Origin of the sequence: Alloalcanivorax xenomutans, assembly GCF_900217905.1 — a bacterium.
GTDB lineage: Bacteria > Pseudomonadota > Gammaproteobacteria > Pseudomonadales > Alcanivoracaceae > Alloalcanivorax > Alloalcanivorax xenomutans.
The window spans coordinates 144,362-164,912 of the sequence record NZ_OBMO01000007.1 but is presented as its reverse complement, the minus strand read 5'-3'; the positions used below and the strand labels follow the sequence as shown (position 1 = coordinate 164,912).

Here is a 20,551-nt window from a genome sequence, read left to right as displayed (position 1 = left end):
CCATGCCCGACGACCGGACCCTGCCGGAATCGGTGGTGCACACCGCCATCCAATGGCAACTGCGGCTGGATGGCACCGATGATCGCCGGGCCCTGCGGCGGAGCATCCGCGACTGGTGCGAACGACATCCCGACCATGCCCTCGCCTGGGAACGTCTGTGCAACCTGCGTGGCGAATTCCGTTCACTGTTGGAAGCTCTGCCGGACAAGGACATGGCGTTACCGGTGCTGAACAATGCCGGCGCCGATCTGCATCGGCGCCGCACGCTGAAGAGCCTGCTTGCGCTGTTGGTCGGCGCGCCCGGCGGCTGGCTGACCTACCGGCACTCGCCACTACACGCCGACTACCGTACCGGTGCCGGAGAACAGCAGCGCCTGACTCTGGATGACGGCACCCGCATCCAGCTCAATACCCGCTCTTCCCTGGATGTGCGCTACAGCGACAGCGAGCGGCGTCTGGTGCTGAATCACGGCGAAATGTGGGTGGAAAGCGGAGCGGACTCCGGCCACGCCGTGCCCCGCCCCCTGCGGGTAGAGCATCGTTTCGGTCATTGCCAGGCCGGGCAGGCCCGGTTTCTGTTACGGGATCACCAGGGCGATTTCGCCACCCTTTGGGTGGAGCAGGGCGAGGTCACCGCCATTACCGCCACCGGTCAACAGCAGCGTTGCGCCTCCGGTGAACATTGGCGGCTGGGCGACGTCGCCATCACTCCACTGGCCACACCGACGCAGCCGCCAACCGCCTGGACGCGCGGCATGCTGGTGGTGGACAACATGCGCCTGGAAGAATTTGTCGCCGAACTGGCCCGTTACCGTAGCGGGCACACCGGTTGCGATCCGGCGGTGGCGGATTTACGCCTCTCCGGCGTGTTCCAGTTGGACCATCCCGATGCCTTGATGGATGACCTCGGCCGCCTGCTGCCGGTGGAAGTGGTCTGGCGTACGCCCTGGTGGGTCCGGGTGGTCGCCCAAGCATGACGCCGGAGCATCGCCGGGACTACAAAGCCGCCCAGTAGTAGGCATCAGTGTTAGCAGGAAATCAAAAAGTTTGTCGGTTTTTCCCCCGTCGTTCGGTTAACGGGATGACACGTCCTTAAACGACAGCGGAACGACACCATGTTTTTCTCTTTTTCCCATCACTCCGGCGGCCACCAATGGCGCCGGCGCGCCCTGGCCTCCGCGTTTGCACTGGCCCTTTACGGTCCGGCGCTGGCCGCTGAATCCGCCCGGACTCCGGCCTCCATGACCCTGCGGGACGTCCGCATCGACGCCGGTCCGCTGGCGCCCGCGCTGAGCCAGTTCGCCCAGCAGACCGGCATTACCCTGTCCTTTTCCCCGGACCTGGTCAAAGACCGGCGAACCCAGGGCCTGCGACAGCCCGCCTCGGTGGCGGAAGCGCTGGCGCAATTGCTGACCGGCACCGGGCTCACCGCGGAGCAGGGCCGCAGCGGCTATGTGGTGGTTCCGGTCCAACAGGATGCCCGGGCACACTTACTGGATCCGGTCACCGTGCGGGGACAACCCGGCGGCGCCAATGGTATCGATCCGGTGGACGGCTACCAGGCCGGCTACAGCCGTACCGCCACCAAAACCGACACTCCTGTTCTGGAAACCGCGCAGAGTATCAGCGTGGTCACCGCCGATCAGATCGCCGACCGCAAAGCCACCAGTGTCGAGGAGGCGGTGGCCTACACCGCCGGGGTCAGCGTCGGCGGCGCCGGCCTGGACCCGCGTTTTGACCAGATCAAGGTGCGCGGTTACGCGGCCACCACCAACGCCGATTTCCTGGACGGGCTGCGCCAGCCCAACACCGGCTGGTTGTCCTACTACACCAGTGAGCCCTATGCGCTGGAGCGGGTTGAAATTCTCAAGGGCCCCGCTTCAGTGTTGTACGGCCAGATCAGCCCCGGCGGCATGGTCAACAGGGTGAGCAAAAGACCCAGCCTGTCTGCGCGCAAGGAAGTGGAATTGCAGGCCGGCAACAATGACCATCTGCAAGGCCAGTTCGATGTCGGCGGCAAACTGGACCAGAACGCGAATGTGCTTTACCGCCTGGTTGGTGTCGCCCGCGACGCCGAAACCGACATCGAGCAAGTGGACAATGACATTACCCTGCTGGCGCCATCCCTGAGCTGGCGCATCGACGATGACACCCACCTCACGCTGCTGGCGCAGTACAGCGACCGCCTCACCAGCGGCTCGCCGCGACCCTACCAGCAAGGCGACACGCTGACCCGCTTCTGGGCAGGCGACGAGGATTTCGACAAGCTCGATCAGCAGCAATGGACGCTCGGCTATGAATTCGAGCACGCCTTCACCGATCGCGTGCGCCTTCAACACAATCTGCGCTACGGCAACGTTGATACCACCAACCAGTATCTCAGTGTCACAGGCGTCGACAGCAGCAACCCGAATCTGCTGCAGCGATCCAGCTACGGCATTTACGAAACCATGGAGTCGGTGACTTCCGATACCCGTCTGGTCACTGAACTGAGCACCGGCGCGGCCCGGCATACCTTGCTCACCGGTGTCGACTACACCTGGCTGAAGTACGACGTGGTCTACGCGTCCGGGCCGGCGCCCTCCATTGATATTGCCAACCCGGACTACCGCCAACCGGTGCCCAAGCCCACCACCGGCACGGTGTTTACCGACCAAACCGGAGCCTCCCACCGCGGCGGTCTGTACCTGATGGATCAAATGGTAGTCGGCAACTGGCGCCTGTCCGCCGGGATCCGCCAGGACTGGAGCGCCACCGACAAGAAAAACCATCTCGCCGGCGGCCACGACAAGAGCCACAACGACAAAACCACCGGTCAAGCCGGCGTCCTCTATCTGTTCGATTCCGGCGTTGCCCCCTACGCCAGTTACGCCCTGTCCTTCCTCCCCGAGAACGGCGCCAACCTCTACGGTGAGGACTACAAGCCCACCGAAGGCGAACAGTTCGAACTGGGCGTGAAATACCAGCCGCCGGGCAGCCGCACCCTGCTCACCGCGTCGGTTTATCAACTCACCCAAACCAACGTGCTCACCCGTGATCCCGACAACGCACTGAACCATCTGCAGACCGGCGAAGAGCGTTCCCGCGGCATTGAACTGGAAGCGGTTTCCGACATCAACGAGGCGCTGCGCATGACCGCGAGCTATGCGTTCAACGACGCCGAGGTGACCAGAAGCAATGACGGCGACGAAGGCAAGGACCCGATCAACCGGCCCCGCCATCTGGCCAGCCTGTGGCTGGAGTATCGCCAGTACGGCGGCGTTCTGGATGGCCTCGGCGTGGCGGGCGGTGCCCGCTATGTCGGTAGCAACTACAGTGACAGCAATAACGACGACAGGAACGAGGCCTACACGCTGGTGGATCTCGGCGCCCACTATGATCTGCACGGCGCACTCGCCGGCTTCCGTATCGGCGTCAATGCCAAAAATGTGTTCGACAAACAATACATCGCCTGCGAGGCCGGCTACTGCTATCGCGGTGAAGGCCGCAGCGTGATCGGCAGCGTCAGCTATCGCTGGTAGGAGCACTTCATGCCTGTTGTTTTTATTCTCCGTGGTGGCGTCATCGCCCTGCTCTGCTGGACCGGGCTGGTAGCGTTAAACGCCTCCGCCGACGATTCCCCGGTAACCTTAAGCGGCACTCGGGAATGGCGGCTTACCAATGCCGATGGTCACCCTTATCGCATCATGATCAGCGAACCGGAAGGGGAACTGCCCTACACCGGTGGCTACCCGGTGCTGTATGTGCTGGACGCCAACGCCTATTTCGCATCGCTGCACGAGGCGAAACGGGCACAAAAGGCGTACCGGAAGGCCATCATCGTCGGCATCGGTTACCCCGGCGATAAACCGCTCAATTTTCTGCGCCGTTCCTATGATTTTTCACCGCCGGTTCCCGAGGACCGCAATGACCCGCCCCAAGGCGGCCAGGATCAACTGCTGGATTTCATTGAGCGGACGCTAATGCCGAAAGTGGCGGAACACTACACCGTGGACGAGGATCAACAAAGCCTCTATGGTCATTCATTTGGCGGCATGTTCGCGGTTTACACGCTCTTCACCCGGCCGGAGCTGTTCGATCACATCGTTTCCGCCAGCCCCAGCCTGTGGTGGCATGACCATTATCTGTTGCCACCGGAGCGGCATTTCACCGAACAGGCGATGGACCGGAAGATCGATGTGACGCACACCAGCCTGGCGTTGATCGTGGCGGAGCGGGATTCGCCTCAGGAAGTGCAAAACGCCGTGGCGCTGCAAAAGCGGTTGCAGCCGCTGTCGGCGTTGGGATTGCGCAGCAGCGTCACGGTGATCGAGGCCGAGGATCATATGTCGGTGCCGTTTCGCATCGAGAACCTGGTGTTACGCGAAGTGCTGACCGCGCGGCGGCGGTAAGCGTTCAGCTCCGCAACATCGCCAGCAAACCACCGCGGCGGCGGCTGGCCGGGGCCGGTGAGAACTCCAGGGTGTCGTCCTCGATGCGCCCGAACCGCAGCGCCGGCAAATCCTTGAAATAGTTGTTCAGCACCTGCCAGGGCGCCTTGCTGCCCTGGCGGGGCAGACGGTCGGCGGCGCGCTGCACATAACCGGATTGCAAGCCGACGAAATTGTCGTCGGTATCGCAGCCTTCCTGGTCACGCGGCGTGACCCGCTCAATGCCATTGCGCGCCATGTAGTTGAGCAGGCGGCAAACATACTCGCTGACCAGATCCGCTTTCAGTGTCCAGGAGGAGTTGGTGTAACCGAACACCAGCGCCATATTGGGCACGTCACGCAGCATCAGCCCGCGATACACCAGGGTGTCCTTGGGCACCACTTCTTCGCCGTCCACGGTCAGGCTGGCGCCGCCCAGCAGCTGCAGGTCCAGACCGGTGGCGGTAATGATGATGTCCGCCTCCAGTTCCTTGCCGGATTTCAAACGGATGCCTTTCTCGGTGAAGGTATCGATATGATCGGTCACCACGTCCGCCTTACCCTTGCGCAGCACCTTGAACAAATCGCCGTTGGGGACCGCGCACAGGCGCTCGTCCCAGGGGTTGTACTGGGGTTTGAAGTGGGTCATGTCGAACTCGGAGCCCAACTGACGGCGGGCGGCGGCCAGCAGGGCGCGCCGCACCAGCTTCGGCCGCTGTTTGGACAGCTTGAAGACCATGCGCTGCAGCGCGATATTGCGCGCCCGGGCCAGACGGTACACCGCCATTTCCGGCAGAAACCGGCGCAGATTGGCGGAGATCGGGTCTTCCTGCGGCACCGTGGCCACATAGGTGGGCGAACGCTGCAGCATGGTGATGCTGCCGGCTTTGTCCGCCATCGCCGGCACCAGCGTCACGGCGGTGGCGCCACTGCCAATCACCACAACCTTCTTGCCGGAGTAATCCAGGTCCTCGGGCCATTTCTGCGGATGGACCAGTTGACCTTTGAAGTCGTCCACGCCGGGAAAGTCCGGGGTATAGCCGGCATCGTAGTTATAGTAACCGGTGCAGCAATAGAGGAACTGGCAGGTGACCTGCTCGGCACTGCCGTCTCCCTCACGGACCAGGTCCACGGTCCAGCGGTTCTGTGATGACGACCAGCGCGCGCCGGTCATCTTGCGGCCGTAGCGGATTTTATCCTCGACCTTGTATTCCTTGGCGGTGTCGACAATGTAATTACGGATCGACGGCCCGTCCGCCAGCACCTTCGCTTCGGTCCAGGGGCGGAAGTTGTAGCCCAGGGTGAACATGTCCGAGTCGGAACGGATACCCGGGTAACGGAACAGGTCCCAGGTGCCTCCCATGCGCTCACGGCGCTCGATGATGGCGTAGCTGCGCTCCGGGCATTGGCGGCTCAAATGACAGGCGGCGCCGATACCGGACAGGCCGGCGCCAATGATCAGAACATCGAAGTGGTTGTTGGACATGATTCTCTCCGCCGTATGGGCTGAGCCGTCCTCCTCGCGCGGGCGGGGCAGTGGCTCGTGACATTGGCCCATAATGCGGGTATCCCAAGGGGGATCGGAAGGTCGGATGGTGCCGAATCATCGGCGCTACGGCCAAGCGGGTGGCCCGATCGGGGCGCTGCGGCCAATGTCCTTGACATTGACTGATGTAAAGGATGTTTGCGCCATGATGACGCCGGAACCGGACCGGCGCCGGGGTCATTCCGACAGCCGATCACCTCCAGAGAAAACTCAGATGGGAAGGGCAAGCTGCTCCAGGGCCTGTCGCAGCATTTTGGGCTTCAGTTCAAACACACGGCGGGTGCGCTGCCGGCACTCCGTCATCACCCTCTCTTCGCGACGGGCCGCCAGTTGGCGCACACAGACCAGGGCTTCACGGAGCCCCGCGTCTCCGGTTTTCTTGAGACGGCGTTTCAACTGGTCACCGAGCATATGCAGATCGTGCAAGTCGCCAAGCTGGCTGCCCAGCTTGCGGATCCGCTTTATATCCACCTCGGCGTCCGCCAGCGTGCCGCCCAGGGGTTCCAGTTGATACAGCAGGTATTTCACGTCGCGGCGCAGGCGGTGCCAGTCCTCGTCCTTGCCCTCGGACAATGTCTCCAGAGCTTGCTGGCGTAATTGCCGATACAAAGTGACGTAACCCTTGCGGATCACATCCTGATCTTCCCCTTTGCGCTTGAGTGCCTGCCAGGCGTCCAGGTCTGCCTGGAATACCAGCGGCAGCGCTTCCGGCACCGGCGGCGCCACCGGATCGCTTTGTTCCTCCGCCAGCCAGGCCATCACCCGCTCCAGGGCCTCCAGCTCATAATCCCGCCCCGTGGTCTGCTTCAACGTGGCCAGAGTCTCTTCGGTGACCTGACGATCACGGGAAGCGGCCAGCAGTCTGGCTCCGGCACGCAGGGCCTTGTCCTGTTTCTGCGCGCGTTTGCTCTCTCCCTGGGTGGACATCAGTTGCCATAACGCGCGCTGACGCTTGATTAGCACACGTAAGGAATGAACCTGTTCCGGTGTCAATTGCTGTTGGTCCATCAACGATGCAAGGGCCTGACAATCCTGGTCACAGGCCACGGCCACCAGCCGTTCCAGCATGGGGGAACTCATGGATACCTCCGGGGAGTGCAAAAAGCCGCTCGATTATGGCAGGCCCCCGGCGGGATTACCGTGACAAGGAAATGACAGCGATCACCGTACCTGCCAACCAGTAGGTCAAATCCTAATCCACCGTGCCGGCCGCTTTCTTGATCATCATCAAAAGCCCCGCCATCCCAATGTCCTAGGCTGAAGGGTCCATTCAGCGAGGAGCGCCCCATGGAGTTCGAATTCCCCGAATACAGCCGCCAGGTCCAGGACGTGATGCACCAGTTCATGCGACGCCGGGTGATGCCCCGCAACGCGGAATGGCACCGGCTGGCCAACGCCGGAGAATACCCTCTGCCGGTGATCGATCCGCTCAAGCTCCAGGCCCGGGAAGACGGCCTGTGGAACCTGTTCCTGCCCGAGCTTCGCGAGGAGGAACCCGGCACCCGCCTGGACAACCTGGACTACGCGCCGCTGGCGGAAATCATGGGCCGCATCCCGTGGGCCGCGGAGGTGTTCAATTGCAGCGCTCCGGACACCGGCAACATGGAATTACTGCACCGTTTCGCCACCCCGGCGCAGTACGACCGCTGGCTGCGCCCCCTGCTGGAAGGCGAGGTAAGATCCTGTTTCGCCATGAGCGAGCCGGACGTGGCGTCCTCCGACGCCACCAACATCGCCACCACTCTGCGCCGGGACGGCGATCACTATGTACTGGACGGTCGCAAGTGGTTCATCACCGGCGCCGCCCACCCCCGCTGCGACTTCGCCATCGTGCTGGCGCGCTGCGATGACCATGAAGGCGGCGGCCCCCACCACCAGCATTCCATGATCATGGTGCCTCTCAACACCCCGGGCGTGAGTGTGGAACGCAACATTCCCATCCTCCAGCACCACTCCCCGGAAGGTCACTGCGAGTTGCTGTTTCGTCAGGTGCGGCTGCCCGTCGAGTTTCTGCTCGGCGAGCCCGGCGCCGGTTTCGCCATGGCTCAGGCCCGGCTCGGCCCGGGCCGTGTGCATCACTGCATGCGCACCATCGGCCAATGCGAGCTGGCCCTGGAGATGATGTGTGAACGGGCTTTGGAACGGCGCGCCTTCGGCAAGTTCCTGTGCGATTTCGACAACATTCGCGACTGGATCGCCGAGAGCCGGCTGGAGATCGATCAGGCCCGGTTGCTGGTGCTGCAGGCGGCCTGGCGGATGGACCGCCACGGCAACCCGGCCGCCAGGGTCGCGGTATCCGCCATCAAGGTGGTGGCCGCGCGCCTGCAAACCCGGGTACTGGACCGGGCCATGCAGATCTTCGGCGCCATGGGCCTCAGCCCCGATACACCGCTCGCCTATCTGTGGACCTGGGGCCGCGCCCTGCGTTTCATGGACGGTCCGGATGAGGTGCACCTGCGCACCGTGGCACGGGAAGAGCTGCGCCGGGCACGGGAAAACCGCGGTGCCACGGCGGTGTATTTCACGCTGTGATGTCTGGCGACGGCGGAGTGCTCCGCGGTCAGCGCCTTGTATGCGCACACCAATGCGCATACACTTCAGGAACGTTACCCACAGCTCCCATGGAGGCTGCAATGCACGAAATTTACGACACCACGGCCCCCAAAAAAGCAGCTAATTTGTCCATCAACAGCGACCTTCTCAAGAAGACCCGGGCGCTCAATATCAATTTGTCGGCCACTTTGGAGAGGGCACTCAAGGAAGAACTGGCCCGGCACGAGGGCGCCCGCTGGGTCGAGGAGAACCGGGCAGCAATCAGGAAGTATAACGAGAGCGTTGAGCAGCACGGCTGTTTCGGAGATGAGTTTCGGGAATTTTGATGGCCCAGTTCGACGTTTACCGCAATCCGAGCAATACCAGCCGAGCCCTCTACCCCTACCTGGTGGATATACAGAGTCCCATTCTGGAGGATCTGGCCACGCGTATCGTCATTCCGTTGGCCAAGCGCTCTGCCTTTGGCGACCAGGCCATGCGGGGACTGACCCCGGAAATCCATTTTGAAGATGAGGTGCTACTGTTGCTGACACCTCAGATTTCTTCCCTGCCGGTGAAGCGTCTCGATGCCCCCGTCGGTTCTCTTGCGCATTTCAGGGAAAACATCATCGCGGCCCTGGATTTCGCGGTTACCGGTATTTGAGTGGGACATTCGAATCAGGTGAACTGGTCGATGTGCGTTTCCCGCCGGCAATGGTGGCAGCGGAAGAACGAAATTTCCCGCAGGGATTCGGGAGCCCCGTCTCTCCTGAAATCACGGCGATAGGAGGTGGGCCCCCGATCCCAGGCGCGGGATTGCTCGTGGCGTTCGATCAGACTCTGGTGGTTTTCCGCGCAACCGACGAACTCACACCAATCATCGCAACACAAAGGCCAGTCGAACCCCTGCATAAACAGCGGAATCTCCGGCAACTGCTGAAACTCCCGCCATAGCCGCCGCGAATCGGAGAGTTTGTCGACCAAGGCGCGCAAACGGTCATCCATGTCACTCACCACATTACCGCCGAGAATACAGTCGGCACATAACTCCGACACCTCCGGTTCTTCCTCGGCCAGAGCCGGATCGGCGGCCAGTTTCGGATCAACAATTCGGCCGGAGTATTCGAAGATCGGACGGTCGTCACGCTCGCAATGATGACAGACCGTGCCTTCACAGGGTTCCAGAGCACTGTCCGCGATGTGTTTGAAGCGTTGCCCCATGTGCTCCATCCTGATGCCTGTTCTCGTATCAAGGCCCGTTAGCGCCGTGTTTCAGAGAGTATACGTAAACCGCTTATAACCCTCGAACGTGCATTGGCGAGCCCCTGCGCCGATTCGCTGCCAAGCGGAGCGCCGCCCGGGCGGCCCAAACGGCGGCTCCGAGGCTCTCCCTCCCTGATAAGAGCCCCCGACTCACGCGCTCCCGGTTTGCGGCACCCGCCGATAGTGCTGATCCACGAACCGGGACATCTGACGGCGGTACTGGCTGGCGAAGCCCGGGTACATGGTGGCGTTATAGCCATCCTCCGTCAGATACCAGCTTTTACACCCGGAGTTCCAGTTGGTCCGGGCCAGCCGCTTTTGCAAATGACGATTATGGCGCTGCTGCACACTCTCGCGCACATCAAGGATCTTCAGGTCATGATCGAGAATGCGGCGAATACCCTCTACCGCATAGTCCAGTTGCGCTTCCATGTACACCAGCGCCGAATTATGGCCAGGACCGGAGTTGGGCCCGAAGGTAAAGAACAGGTTCGGATAACCGGCCACACTGACGCTCTTGTAGGCCCGCGCGCCGCCGGACCATTCCTCCCCAAGCTCGCGACCATTGAGACCACGGATCGGGAACGGCGTGCCACTCTTGGGCACATCAAAACCGGTGGCGAAGACGATGCAGTCGAACTGGTGCTCAATGCCATCACAGGTGCGGACGCCGTTCTCGGCGATGCGGGCGATGGGCCAGGTGATCAGGTCCACGTTGTCCCTCTGCAGAGCAGGGTAGTAATCATTGGAGAGCAAGACCCGCTTGCAGCCGATGCGGAAATCCGGCGTCAATTGCCGGCGCATCCAGTCGTCCTTCACCTGGCTACGCAGGTGCGTCAGGCTGAGCCGCTCCGCCAGACGGGTCAGCGGCGAATTCCAGATCACCGCCAGCGCCATGGTTTCATGCGTCCAGTACAACGCCTGGCGCATGGCCTTACGGGTCAGCGGCAGTTTCTCGAACAGCGCCTTGTTCCAATCCGGAGTGGCGTAATCCGGGCGTGGAATCACCCAGGCCGGAGTACGTTGAAACACTTTCAGAGTACCAGCGGTTTTCGCCAATTCCGGAATGATCTGCACCGCGCTGGCGCCGGTGCCGATCACCGCCACCCGCTTGCCGGAGAAATCGTAATCGTGGTCCCAGCGGGCACTGTGGATGCGCTTGCCTTTAAAGTCCGTCAGACCTTCGATGTCCGGAAAGCTGGCATTGGAAAGCGGCCCCTGAGCCATGACCACCGCCCGCCCCTGCCAGACATCACCCTGGCGGGTATCCACGCGCCATTGGCCTTTCGTTTCATCGAAGCGCGCATCGGTGACGTCCTGCTGGAAGTGAATCTTGTCGCGCAAACCGTACTGTTTCACCAAGTGCTCGATGTAACCCAGGATCTCGGCACTGCCGGAAAAATGCCGGGACCAATGTGGATTCGGCGCGAAAGAGTAGGAATAAAGGTGGGAGGGAATATCACAGGCGGCGCCGGGGTAGGTGTTGTCGCGCCAGGTGCCGCCCACCTTGTCGGCACGCTCCAACAGCACGAAATCATCCACGCCCGCCTGACGAAGCCGGATCGCCATGCCCAGACCGGCGAAACCAGCGCCCACGATGACCACGGACGCCTCTTTCACCGCATTGCGTTTGCTTTGCGCGTCGCTACGGCGGCTGGATTTGGCGGCCACGGCTTTCTTCCGTGCCGTGGCTTTACGCTTCACCGCGGCTTTTTTCGCAGCTGGCCTGGCTGCCGCCTTGCGGGTGGCGGCCTTTTTCTTTTTCGCCGCTGGAGCCGGCGCGGTGGTGTTCTGATTCTGCTCGTTCTCGTTGCTCATGGCGGTCCGTTCAATGTATCAGACAATCGGATAGTGGATGGCGCATCCGGGCTCAGGCGGTGGGCCGGTAGCTGATGCCCTTGACCCAGGTGGGCACTCGCGAGGGCATGAGCCGCTCCGGAATGTAATCCGTCAACCGGACCATCAGATCCACCGGAGCGTGATAAGCGCGGTTATCGCGGTTCACCACCATGCGGCCGTGGCGGCTGATGATTTGATACCAGGGATTGCGGCGCCCCTGCGCGGTGCGTCCGCCGATGCGCTCGAACTTTTTCATGCAGGCATAGAGCTTCTCTTCGCTCAGCCCCATGGCCACCACGTTGTCACGCATGCGATTCAGCAGCGGCACATAGGACGCGATGCCGAGAATCAGACGTGGATCGAGCACCGTGGCCACGGTTTTCAATGCCTTGATGTAGAGGTCACCGCGCCCCTGCATTTCCAGAACGTGGAAGCCAACCCCCAGATGCCGGGATTCATCGTCGTTGATACGGGCAAACGCCTGGTGACACACCGGATCGTCCACGGTATCCAGCAGGAAGGTGCACAGCGCGCCATCCAGGGCAATCTCCAGCATCGGGATTACCGACCCCAGCACTTCCAGCGGCATGTCATCGCTGTATTTATCCAGCCATTGGATCACCAGCTTCAGGTTCTTGTTGGGTTCCGGCAGCTCATCGCCATCGAGCATGCCCCACCGTTTCATCAGTGCCATTTCCGCATTGGCGTGGCGCTGCTCCTCGGCGTGGAAATAGGTATAGATTTGCTTGAGGGTGTCATCGGGCGCCTTCTTGGCCATAGCGGCGAAACCGCGGGCGCCCACATGTTCGATCCACATCAGGTCGGCCATGAACGCTTTCAGTTTCGGCCACTGTTCTTCGGTGATCAGGTCCGCGCCAGGGGCGTCCCAATCAATGTCCGCCAACGCCCACTGGCTGCTTTTCACCTTGGCCAGCATTTTATCCAGATCGATATTCGCCATTTTGGCTCTCCTGTTACTGAGTGGGCCTGTTACTGAGCCGGGTTGGTTTTGAGGCGTTCGCTGACCAGCCTGCCTAGCAGGCTGGCGCCACGGGTGTAGGTCACCGGCAGGAAGCGTTTGGCACGCCAGATCAGCCGGGCATCAAATTGCGGCATGACATAGAAGCGGCCACGATCGAGGGCTTTCAGAGTCGTGGCCGCCACACTCTCGGCGGATACGCCGGTGAGCGAGATAATCCGGTCCATGAACGGGGTAAGCGCCTGATCGATACGGCCAGCGCTGAAGATGTTGGTTTTCACCACGGTGGGACACAGCGCGGTCACGCGCAGACCGCTGCCGGCGTTTTCCGCCGCCAGGGTTTCCGACAGCGCCAGCACCGCGGCCTTGCTGGTGTTGTAAGCGCCCATGCGCGGCGCGGCGGCGAAGCTGGCGGTGGAACAGACATTGATCACGCCCGCCCGCGGCAGCTCGCGCAGCAACGGTGTGAACACGTGGCAACCGTGGATCACGCCCCACATATTCACATCCAGCACCCACTTCCAGTCCGCCATCGACATATCGCCGATGGCCTTGCCGCCGGCGCCGACGCCGGCGTTGTTGATCACCAGATTGGGAGACTCGCCGAACCAGTCGACGGCCTCAGCGGCAAGGCGTTCCACCGCCGCCAGCTCGGACACGTCGCAGGACACAGCCAGACCGTGGCCACCCGCCCGTTCGATGATCGCCACCGTATCCTCGGCGGCGGCCATATTCAGATCGGCGCAGACCACACGGCCTCCACGCTTGGCCAAAGCCAGCGCGAACGCACGACCAATGCCGCTACCTGCTCCGGTTACCACCGCGCGGGCGCCATGGGACAAATGTTGTTGGGGCATGCCGGCTCCTCGCGACAACGATGACAAATTGACCGTTACATTCAGTAATGGCAAATTAAGCCGACTGTTTGTTCGGATTCAATTCGGATTCCCGCCGCTAACGCCAATGAGGAGCTCAGATGCCACGCACGCCCCGCCAGCCGCGCGCCAAAGCCACCGTCAATGCCATTGTCGAGGCTGGCTTCCTGTCCTTGTCGGAGCACGGGGTGCAGGGCACGACCACGCGCCATATAGCGGATCTGGCGGGAGTAAGCGTTGGCTCACTTTACGAATACTTCGCCAATAAGGAGGAGGTGTTCGAAGCCATGCACCACCATATGGTGGCGGAGGTCGTGGCCATGGTGGAACCGATGACACCGGCGCTGGTGAGGATGGAAATCCGCGACCTGATCAAGGAATTATTGTTCGGGTTCCGGGATCTGCTGGAAAAAAACCAGGGCCGCTATCTGCGTTACATGAGCTACGCCGCCTACTTCGCGCCCCGCAATCACATGGAGCCGATCCAGCGGCTGCTGATGAACCTGCTATTGCAGTATGTGATTCATCACCCGCAACTGGCGCGTCTGGGCAATCTGCCGGCCATGGGCTATATCATGATCAATGGCGGCGTCTTCACGGTACTGCGCTATCTGAGCGAACCCAATCCCACCATCGGTTTCGAGGAACTGGTCAAGGGGCTGGGCGACATGGTCGCGCACTTCGTGGAAGGGGAATTGAGGAAGGAGGATTAACCGGAGTCCGACGCCGCTGTAGGAGCCAGCCCTGCTGACGAATAGGGTCTGGAGAAAAATTCGCCAACAGGGCTGGCTCCTACAGTTGCTAAAGATCCGGGCACTACTGCAGAAATTCCTTCTGCACATGAGGCGCGCTTTCATCGATGCGCTGCCAGGTCTGGCTGCGGCCAAGCAGGCTGACACCAATGTAACCGCGCACCTTCAGAGTATCCTGATCCTTCAGTTCAGCACTCAGATCGTAGGTTTTGCCGTTATCCGGTGAGTAGACCTTGCCATCGTCCCAACGATCATCGCCGTCGTACTTCAGGCCGGTGACCACATCCACGCCGAGCAGCCGGCGGCCACGCAGTTCTTCATCGGGGTTCTCGTTGTCGTAACGGTGCTCACCGTCCCGGGAACCCACCGCGGTACCCACCCAGGTGTCGCCTTCCGGGTGGATATAGACGTAGCCGCCATCTTCCGTTTCCCAGATACCCTGGATCGCATCGGCGCCGGCGTAGGCATACACACTCATGAGCAGCAAAACACTGCTGGTCAGGACTTTCAGCATATTGGAACCTCCGCACGCGTATACAAAGTGCGAGAAAGGGTATACCAATTACGCCGACTTGTCCTTGCGCGACATCATGATTACCGCATCGGATCGTTAAATGTTGTCCAACGCCTCGGCCAAACGCCGCACCGCCCGGTCCACGTCACCCAGTTTATCCAGGCCGAACAGGCCCACGCGGAAAGTCTTGAATCCGGCCGGTTCATCGCACATCAGCGGTACACCGGCGGCGGTCTGCAACCCCTTGGCAATGAATTTGCTGCCGTTGTGCATCCCGTCGTCCTCGGTGTAGCACACCACCACACCAGGCGCTTCGAATCCCGGCGCCGCCACACTGGCCAGCCCCCGTTCCGCGAACAGCTCCCGTACCCGGCGCCCCAGCTCCCATTGCTTCTCGCGGACCGCTTCAAAGCCGGCGTCCCGGGTTTCCAGCATGGCATCGCGGAATTTGCGCAAGGCGTCGGTGGGCATGGTGGCATGGTAGGCATGACCACCGTTTTCGTAGGCTTCCATGATCCGCCGCCATTTGAGCAGATCCATGGCGAAACTGGTGCTTTGCGTTTGTTCCAGACGTTTGGCCGCCTCTTCACCGAACATCACCAGGGCGCTGCACGGTGAGGAGCTCCAGCCTTTTTGCGGCGCGCTGATCAGGATGTCGACACCGTTGGCGGCCATATCCACCCACAACGTCCCCGAGGCGATGCAGTCCAGGACAAACAGACCCCCATGTTCGTGCACCGCGGCGGCCACGGCTTGCAGGTAGTCATCCGGTAACAGCAGGCCGGCGGCGGTTTCCACGTGAGGAGCGAACACCAGATCCGGCTTTTCGCCGCGAATACGCGCCACCACTTCATCAATGGGGGGCGGGGCGAACGGCGCCTGGGGCTGATCGGACACCATCCGCGCCTTCATCACGATCTCCTCGGCGGGGATCGCGCCCATCTCGAAGATCTGGCTCCAGCGATAGCTGAAAAATCCATTCCGGATCACCAGTACCTTCTTGCCGGTGGCGAATTGACGGGCCACCGACTCCATGCCGTAACTTCCCCCGCCCGGCACCACCGCCACCGAGGCGGCGTTGTAGACCTGCCGCAGGGTCCCGGAAATATCCCGCATTACCGCCTGGAAAGCCTGGGACATATGGTTCAGGGAGCGGTCGGTGAAGACCACGGAATACTCCAGCAAGCCCTCCGGGTCGACCTCGGCTGTCCGCTCTGCTCTCCGTTCTGCTCCCCGTTCTGATATGGGCCGTTCAGACACAAGCTCTCTCCGCTATCGTTATGCAACAGCCCCTCGTTATAGAGCATTCGGCTGGCGGACGGAACCATTGATCCTTTCCCCGGGACCGGTTCGCCCTCGCTGTACCCGATCCCCACTTCCCCTACAATGGAAACTTTCTTGTCCTATTGCCGCCAAAGGGAAACCATCATGACCACTCTGGACATCAAGACCCTTGCCCTGCCCACCTCCTGGCATATGGATACTGTGCGGGATGTGGCGGGACCGCTACGTCTGGTGAAGTGGGATCTGCGTGATGACCCGCCGATACCGGCAGAGGAGATCGACGCGGTGGTGTTTCATCATCCCGCCGGCGAGGCCGGGCTGGCGCGGCTGGGGCAACTCCCCAATCTGAAACTGGTGCAGACTCAATCCACCGGTTATGACGGCTTCGTCGAGGCCGCCGGCGGCGCTACCGTGGCCAACGCCTATGGCCTGCATGCGGAAGCCACCGCCGAATTGGCGTTGGGCCTGATCCTGGCGGGCCAGCGGTCACTCTTTGATTTTGCCGTGGATCAAAAAGCCCATCGCTGGGCGCCGAAACAAACACCAGGACTGGTGGACCGCACCGTGCTGATCATCGGCGCCGGAGGTATCGGCCGCGCCATCGCCGAGCGGCTGCTGCCATTCGGTGTGACGTTGCTGCGGGTGGGACAGAGAGCCCGGGAAGACGACCTGGGCGTCATCCGGGCCAACACCGAACTGCCGGCATTGCTGCCGCAAGCGGACATCGTGGTGCTGATCACCCCGCTTAACGACGCCACTCGCCATCTGGTGAACGCCGATTTTCTGGCACGCCTACCCGATGGCGCACTGGTGGTGAACGTGGCACGAGGCCCGGTGGTGGACACCGATGCCCTGCTGGCGGAGCTGCGAAGCGGACGGCTGCGTGCCGCTCTGGATGTGGTGGAGCCGGAGCCCCTGCCCGAAGATCACCCTCTTTGGGACGCGCCAAACACCTTGATCACACCGCACGTGGGCGGCCGCAGCGAGGGACTGAAGCCCCGGCTGTCGGCGTTCCTGCGCGACCAAGTGGGGCGGATCGCGCGGGGTGAGCCCTTATTAAATATAGTAAGTTGAATGTAACGAGCTGAATCCAGCAGGCCAGAAAAACATCGCGGCCCATGGAGTACACCACGGACCGCGATATGGTTTCCTACCCTGCCTTCCTTACCAGGTATCGATCATCGGGCGCCGCTTGCCGGCGATCGGCGCCATGCCTTCCGGCGGTTGCGCGCGCAGGCCGCGCATCACCCAGGCACGGGTATCCACCGGATCGATCACGGCATCGATTTCCAGCGCCGCGGCCATGCTCAGCGCCTGTCCTTTCTCATACAGCTGAGCCACCAGTTTCTCGTACAGCGCCTGGCGTTCTTCCGGCGTTTCCTGAGCATCCAGTTCCTTGCGGTACGCCAGGTTCACCGCCCCCTCCAGCCCCATACCACCGAATTCGCCGGTGGGCCAGGAAGCGCAATAGAAAGGCGCATGGAAGGAACCGCCCGTCATGCCCTGGGCACCCAATCCATACCCCTTGCGCAGCACGATGGAGAACAGCGGCACGGACAGGCTGGCGGCGGTGACGAACATGCGGCAGGTGTGGCGCACGGTGGCGGTCTTTTCTTCCTCCGGACCGACCATGAATCCGGGGGTATCGCACAGGCTCAGCATCGGAATGGAAAAGGCATCGCACAGTTGCATGAAGCGGGACGCCTTGTCCGCCCCCGGCGCGTCGATGGCCCCCCCCAGCACTTTCGGGTCGTTGGCGATCAGCCCCAGCGGACGGCCCTCGATGCGGATAAAGGCGGTGATCATGCCCGGCGCGAAGTCCGGTCGCAGCTCCAGGTAGGAGTCGCTGTCCACCAGAGTGCGGATCAGCGAGCGTACGTCATAGGCGTGCAGGCGGTTTTCCGGGATGGCCCGGCGCAACCAGCGCTGATCCTCGCAGTCCCAATTGTCCACCGGCCCCTGAAAGTAGCCCATCAGCTTCTTCGCCAGGGCAGCCCCTTCTTCCTCATCCTTGACCACGCAATCGATCACACCGTTGTGGCGCTGAACCGATACCGGCCCCACTTCCTCGGGGCGGAAAGAGCCGAGGCCACCGCCTTCGATCATCGCCGGGCCGGCCATACCAATGCAGGCGTTCTCGGTGGCGATCATCAGATCACTACAGCCGGCGAACACCGCGTTGCCGGCGAAGCAGCGTCCGGACACCACGGCAATGCGCGGCACCAGACCGCTGAGGCGCGCGTATTGCAGGAAGCTGGGGCCATCCAGGCCCGCCACCTTGGTGGCGTTATCGGTATCACCGGGCCGGCCGCCGCCGCCTTCGGCGAAAAAGATCACCGGCAGCCGGTGCTTCTCCGCCACTTCCAGAATACGGTCGGTTTTCTTGTGGTTCATGGTGCCCTGGGTACCGGCCAGCACGGTGTAATCGTAGGCCAGCACCACGCAGCGGCTCTTGCTGTCGTCGAACAGATCGCCGTTCACCGAACCAATGCCGGTGACCATGCCGTCCGCCGGGGTATTCTTGATCAGATCCTCGACACTGCGACGGGCCTTCTGGGCGGCGATGGTCAGCCCGCCGTATTCGATGAAGCTGTCCGCATCACAAATCGCCGCCACGTTCTCGCGGGCGGTACGCTGGCCGGTGCGGCGGCGCTTGGCCACCGCGTCGGGGCGGTTCTCATCCTCCAGCAGTGCCAGCCGCTGTTTCAGCCGTGCCAGGTCCGGGCGGATGTAGTCCAGATCGATGTCCTCTTCCTCGACCCCCTGCTCGCCGCCCACTTCCGCCGGCTCCACGAACAACAGCGGCTCATCCTTGCCAACCGCGTCGCCCACGTCCAACGCGCACAGACGCACGATGCCGCTCATGGAGGCCACCACCTGGTGCTGCATCTTCATTGCCTCGACGAAGGCCACCGGCTGACCTTCACGCACGGTATCGCCTTCCGCCACCATGTATTCCACCAGCACGCCCTGCATCGGCGTGATCACCGGCTCGGTACCCGCGGGCCCCTGAACCCGCTGGACGGTGGCGGCCTGCTCCTCGGCGCCGCTGCTGAAGTGCAGCCGCCGATGTTCGCCATCGCCCACCAGTTCCGCCATATGCTGATCCACGAAGCGGGTGTGCAGCGTATTGCTCACCACTTCATCGCGTTGCAGCAGGTTCTGCAGGAAACCGATGTTGGTTTCCACGCCCTCGATACGGAACTGGCACAAGGCCCGGTAAGCGCGCCCCACGGCGTCCGCATAGTCGGCGCCGCGACTGTGCACGATCAGCTTCGCCAGCAGGGAATCGTAGTGGGGGCTGGTGCGGTAGCCGCGATAACCGAAGGTATCCACGCGCACGCCGGGGCCGCCCGGCGCTTCGAAGGTGGCCAGTGTGCCGCCACTGGGCTGGGTGTCACCGTTGGCGCTCATGGTTTCCATGTTGATACGCAGCTGGATCGCATACCCCACCGGCGCCGGCTCGCGCCCGGATACCAGCCCCATTTCAGCCAGGGAGCAACCGCCGAACAGGCGCAGTTGCGTCTGCACCAGGTCCACGCCGGTGACTTCCTCGGTGACGGTATGTTCCACCTGCAAGCGCGGGTTCGCTTCGATGAAGGCAAAGTGCGATTCATCCGCGTCAACCAGAAACTCGAAGGTGCCGAGACCGCGATAACCGACCTTGGCGGCGATACGCTGGGCCGCGTCCAGCAGTTGCTGGCGCATGCCTTCCGAAAGGGTGGGGCTCGGCGCGATTTCCAGCAGCTTCTGATTGCGGCGCTGCACGCTGCATTCGCGCTCCCACAAATGCACCGGCTCGGCCCCGCCATCGCCGACGATCTGCACCTCAATGTGACGGGCCCGCGCCACGAAGCGCTCCACATAGACCGCGTCGTTACCGAATGAAGAGGCGGCCTCCGCCTGGCAACGGCGATAGGCTTCGTCGAGGTCGTCATTCGGGCCGACGATGCGCATGCCGCGTCCGCCGCCACCAGCGATGGCCTTGACGATCACCGTGCTCTGCTCGCCCAGTTGCGCCCGGAAAGCCCGGGCCTGTTCCAGCGAGGTAACGCCATTGGTGCCAGGCACCACCGGCACCTCGCATTCCTGCGCCAGTTCCCGGGCCCGGGCTTTGTCCCCCAACAGGGACAGGGTTTCCGATGAGGGGCCGACGAAAATGATGCCGGCCTGCTCGCACAAGGCGGCGAAGGTGGGGCTTTCGCTGAGGAAGCCATAGCCGGGGTGGACCGCGTCGCAGCCGTGTTCCCTGGCCACCCGCAACAGTTGCTCACCATCCAGGTACGCCGCCACGCCACGCCCTTCCAGGGCCACCGCCTGATCCGCCAGGCGTGTATGCAGGGAAGCGGCATCGTCCTCGGGGTACACCGCCACGGTGGCGATATTCAGATCGGCGGCGGCTCGGGCAATGCGTACCGCCACCTCTCCACGGTTGGCAATCAGCAGTCTGGAAATGGTCATGGGGCTGGTCCGTCCTGTTATTCGAATAGGTGCCTACATCAGGGAGCACCGGTCACGGGGTACGACGATAGCGATTTACTTACTTACACGTCAATTA

The 20,551-nt window shown here is 62.3% G+C and carries 17 protein-coding genes; 8 read left to right on the top strand and 9 right to left on the bottom strand.

What is annotated here, in order from left to right:
* Positions 1–2: 2 nt before the first annotated feature.
* The 3 genes from CRO06_RS07380 to CRO06_RS07370 all read left to right on the top strand — a co-directional run bounded on the left by CRO06_RS07380 (position 3) and on the right by CRO06_RS07370 (position 4,391).
* Complete coding sequence (locus CRO06_RS07380) at positions 3–977, top strand: FecR domain-containing protein (RefSeq protein WP_097058117.1); 975 nt, start codon at positions 3–5, stop codon at positions 975–977.
* A 138-nt stretch (positions 978–1,115) separates the two neighbouring features.
* Positions 1,116–3,521 carry a TonB-dependent siderophore receptor gene (locus CRO06_RS07375; protein WP_097058116.1) on the top strand — a complete coding sequence of 802 codons (2,406 nt, stop codon included), beginning with the start codon at positions 1,116–1,118 and terminating at the stop codon, positions 3,519–3,521.
* 9 nt (positions 3,522–3,530) lie between these two features.
* Complete coding sequence (locus CRO06_RS07370; protein ID WP_097058115.1) at positions 3,531–4,391, top strand: alpha/beta hydrolase; 861 nt, start codon at positions 3,531–3,533, stop codon at positions 4,389–4,391.
* A 4-nt stretch (positions 4,392–4,395) separates the two neighbouring features.
* Here CRO06_RS07370 and CRO06_RS07365 read toward each other — a convergent pair whose 3' ends face one another.
* Both CRO06_RS07365 and CRO06_RS07360 read right to left on the bottom strand, forming a co-directional pair.
* The gene (locus CRO06_RS07365) at positions 4,396–5,895 is read right to left on the bottom strand and encodes a flavin-containing monooxygenase (RefSeq protein WP_097058114.1); all 1,500 of its coding nucleotides are present in this window, start codon (positions 5,893–5,895) and stop codon (positions 4,396–4,398) included.
* Positions 5,896–6,165: 270 nt separating this feature from the next.
* Positions 6,166–7,035, bottom strand: coding sequence for a CHAD domain-containing protein (locus tag CRO06_RS07360; RefSeq protein WP_097058113.1), 870 nt, complete (start codon positions 7,033–7,035; stop codon positions 6,166–6,168).
* A gap of 207 nt (positions 7,036–7,242) precedes the next feature.
* On the opposite strand from CRO06_RS07360, the gene CRO06_RS07355 reads away from it, so the two are divergent.
* The 3 genes from CRO06_RS07355 (at position 7,243) to CRO06_RS07345 (ending at position 9,151) form a co-directional block, all read left to right on the top strand.
* The gene (locus CRO06_RS07355) at positions 7,243–8,487 is read left to right on the top strand and encodes an acyl-CoA dehydrogenase family protein (protein ID WP_097058112.1); all 1,245 of its coding nucleotides are present in this window, start codon (positions 7,243–7,245) and stop codon (positions 8,485–8,487) included.
* 101 nt (positions 8,488–8,588) lie between these two features.
* Positions 8,589–8,834 (top strand): type II toxin-antitoxin system CcdA family antitoxin, encoded by a 246-nt coding sequence (locus CRO06_RS07350; protein ID WP_097058111.1) that lies wholly within the window; start codon positions 8,589–8,591, stop codon positions 8,832–8,834.
* Positions 8,834–9,151: a CcdB family protein gene (locus CRO06_RS07345; RefSeq protein ID WP_080530364.1), complete on the top strand. Its 318-nt coding sequence runs from the start codon at positions 8,834–8,836 to the stop codon at positions 9,149–9,151. Before CRO06_RS07350 ends, CRO06_RS07345 begins: the two co-directional genes overlap by 1 nt.
* A 14-nt stretch (positions 9,152–9,165) precedes the next feature.
* Here the strand turns inward: CRO06_RS07345 and CRO06_RS07340 are convergent, their stop codons facing one another.
* From CRO06_RS07340 to CRO06_RS07325, 4 genes are all read right to left on the bottom strand, one after another.
* Complete coding sequence (locus CRO06_RS07340) at positions 9,166–9,708, bottom strand: CbrC family protein (RefSeq protein ID WP_097058110.1); 543 nt, start codon at positions 9,706–9,708, stop codon at positions 9,166–9,168.
* A gap of 192 nt (positions 9,709–9,900) precedes the next feature.
* Positions 9,901–11,568 carry a flavin-containing monooxygenase gene (locus CRO06_RS07335; RefSeq protein ID WP_097058109.1) on the bottom strand — a complete coding sequence of 556 codons (1,668 nt, stop codon included), beginning with the start codon at positions 11,566–11,568 and terminating at the stop codon, positions 9,901–9,903.
* A gap of 52 nt (positions 11,569–11,620) precedes the next feature.
* Positions 11,621–12,550 carry a reductase gene (locus CRO06_RS07330; protein ID WP_022994348.1) on the bottom strand — a complete coding sequence of 310 codons (930 nt, stop codon included), beginning with the start codon at positions 12,548–12,550 and terminating at the stop codon, positions 11,621–11,623.
* A 29-nt stretch (positions 12,551–12,579) separates the two neighbouring features.
* On the bottom strand, positions 12,580–13,425 hold the full coding sequence (locus tag CRO06_RS07325; protein ID WP_063140406.1) for an SDR family NAD(P)-dependent oxidoreductase: 846 nt from the start codon (positions 13,423–13,425) through the stop codon (positions 12,580–12,582).
* Positions 13,426–13,544: 119 nt separating this feature from the next.
* On the opposite strand from CRO06_RS07325, the gene CRO06_RS07320 reads away from it, so the two are divergent.
* Positions 13,545–14,156: a TetR/AcrR family transcriptional regulator gene (locus CRO06_RS07320; protein WP_022994346.1), complete on the top strand. Its 612-nt coding sequence runs from the start codon at positions 13,545–13,547 to the stop codon at positions 14,154–14,156.
* A gap of 103 nt (positions 14,157–14,259) precedes the next feature.
* On the opposite strand, the gene CRO06_RS07315 is transcribed toward CRO06_RS07320, so the two are convergent.
* Entirely contained in the window at positions 14,260–14,709 is a 450-nt protein-coding gene (locus CRO06_RS07315) for a DUF2147 domain-containing protein (RefSeq protein WP_022994345.1), read from the bottom strand.
* A 96-nt stretch (positions 14,710–14,805) separates the two neighbouring features.
* The gene (locus tag CRO06_RS07310; RefSeq protein ID WP_022994344.1) at positions 14,806–15,894 is read right to left on the bottom strand and encodes a pyridoxal-phosphate-dependent aminotransferase family protein; all 1,089 of its coding nucleotides are present in this window, start codon (positions 15,892–15,894) and stop codon (positions 14,806–14,808) included.
* A 243-nt stretch (positions 15,895–16,137) separates the two neighbouring features.
* On the opposite strand from CRO06_RS07310, the gene CRO06_RS07305 reads away from it, so the two are divergent.
* The gene (locus tag CRO06_RS07305; RefSeq protein WP_244902791.1) at positions 16,138–17,067 is read left to right on the top strand and encodes a 2-hydroxyacid dehydrogenase; all 930 of its coding nucleotides are present in this window, start codon (positions 16,138–16,140) and stop codon (positions 17,065–17,067) included.
* A gap of 90 nt (positions 17,068–17,157) precedes the next feature.
* Here CRO06_RS07305 and CRO06_RS07300 read toward each other — a convergent pair whose 3' ends face one another.
* On the bottom strand, positions 17,158–20,454 hold the full coding sequence (locus CRO06_RS07300; protein ID WP_097058107.1) for a carboxyl transferase domain-containing protein: 3,297 nt from the start codon (positions 20,452–20,454) through the stop codon (positions 17,158–17,160).
* Positions 20,455–20,551: the final 97 nt, after the last annotated feature.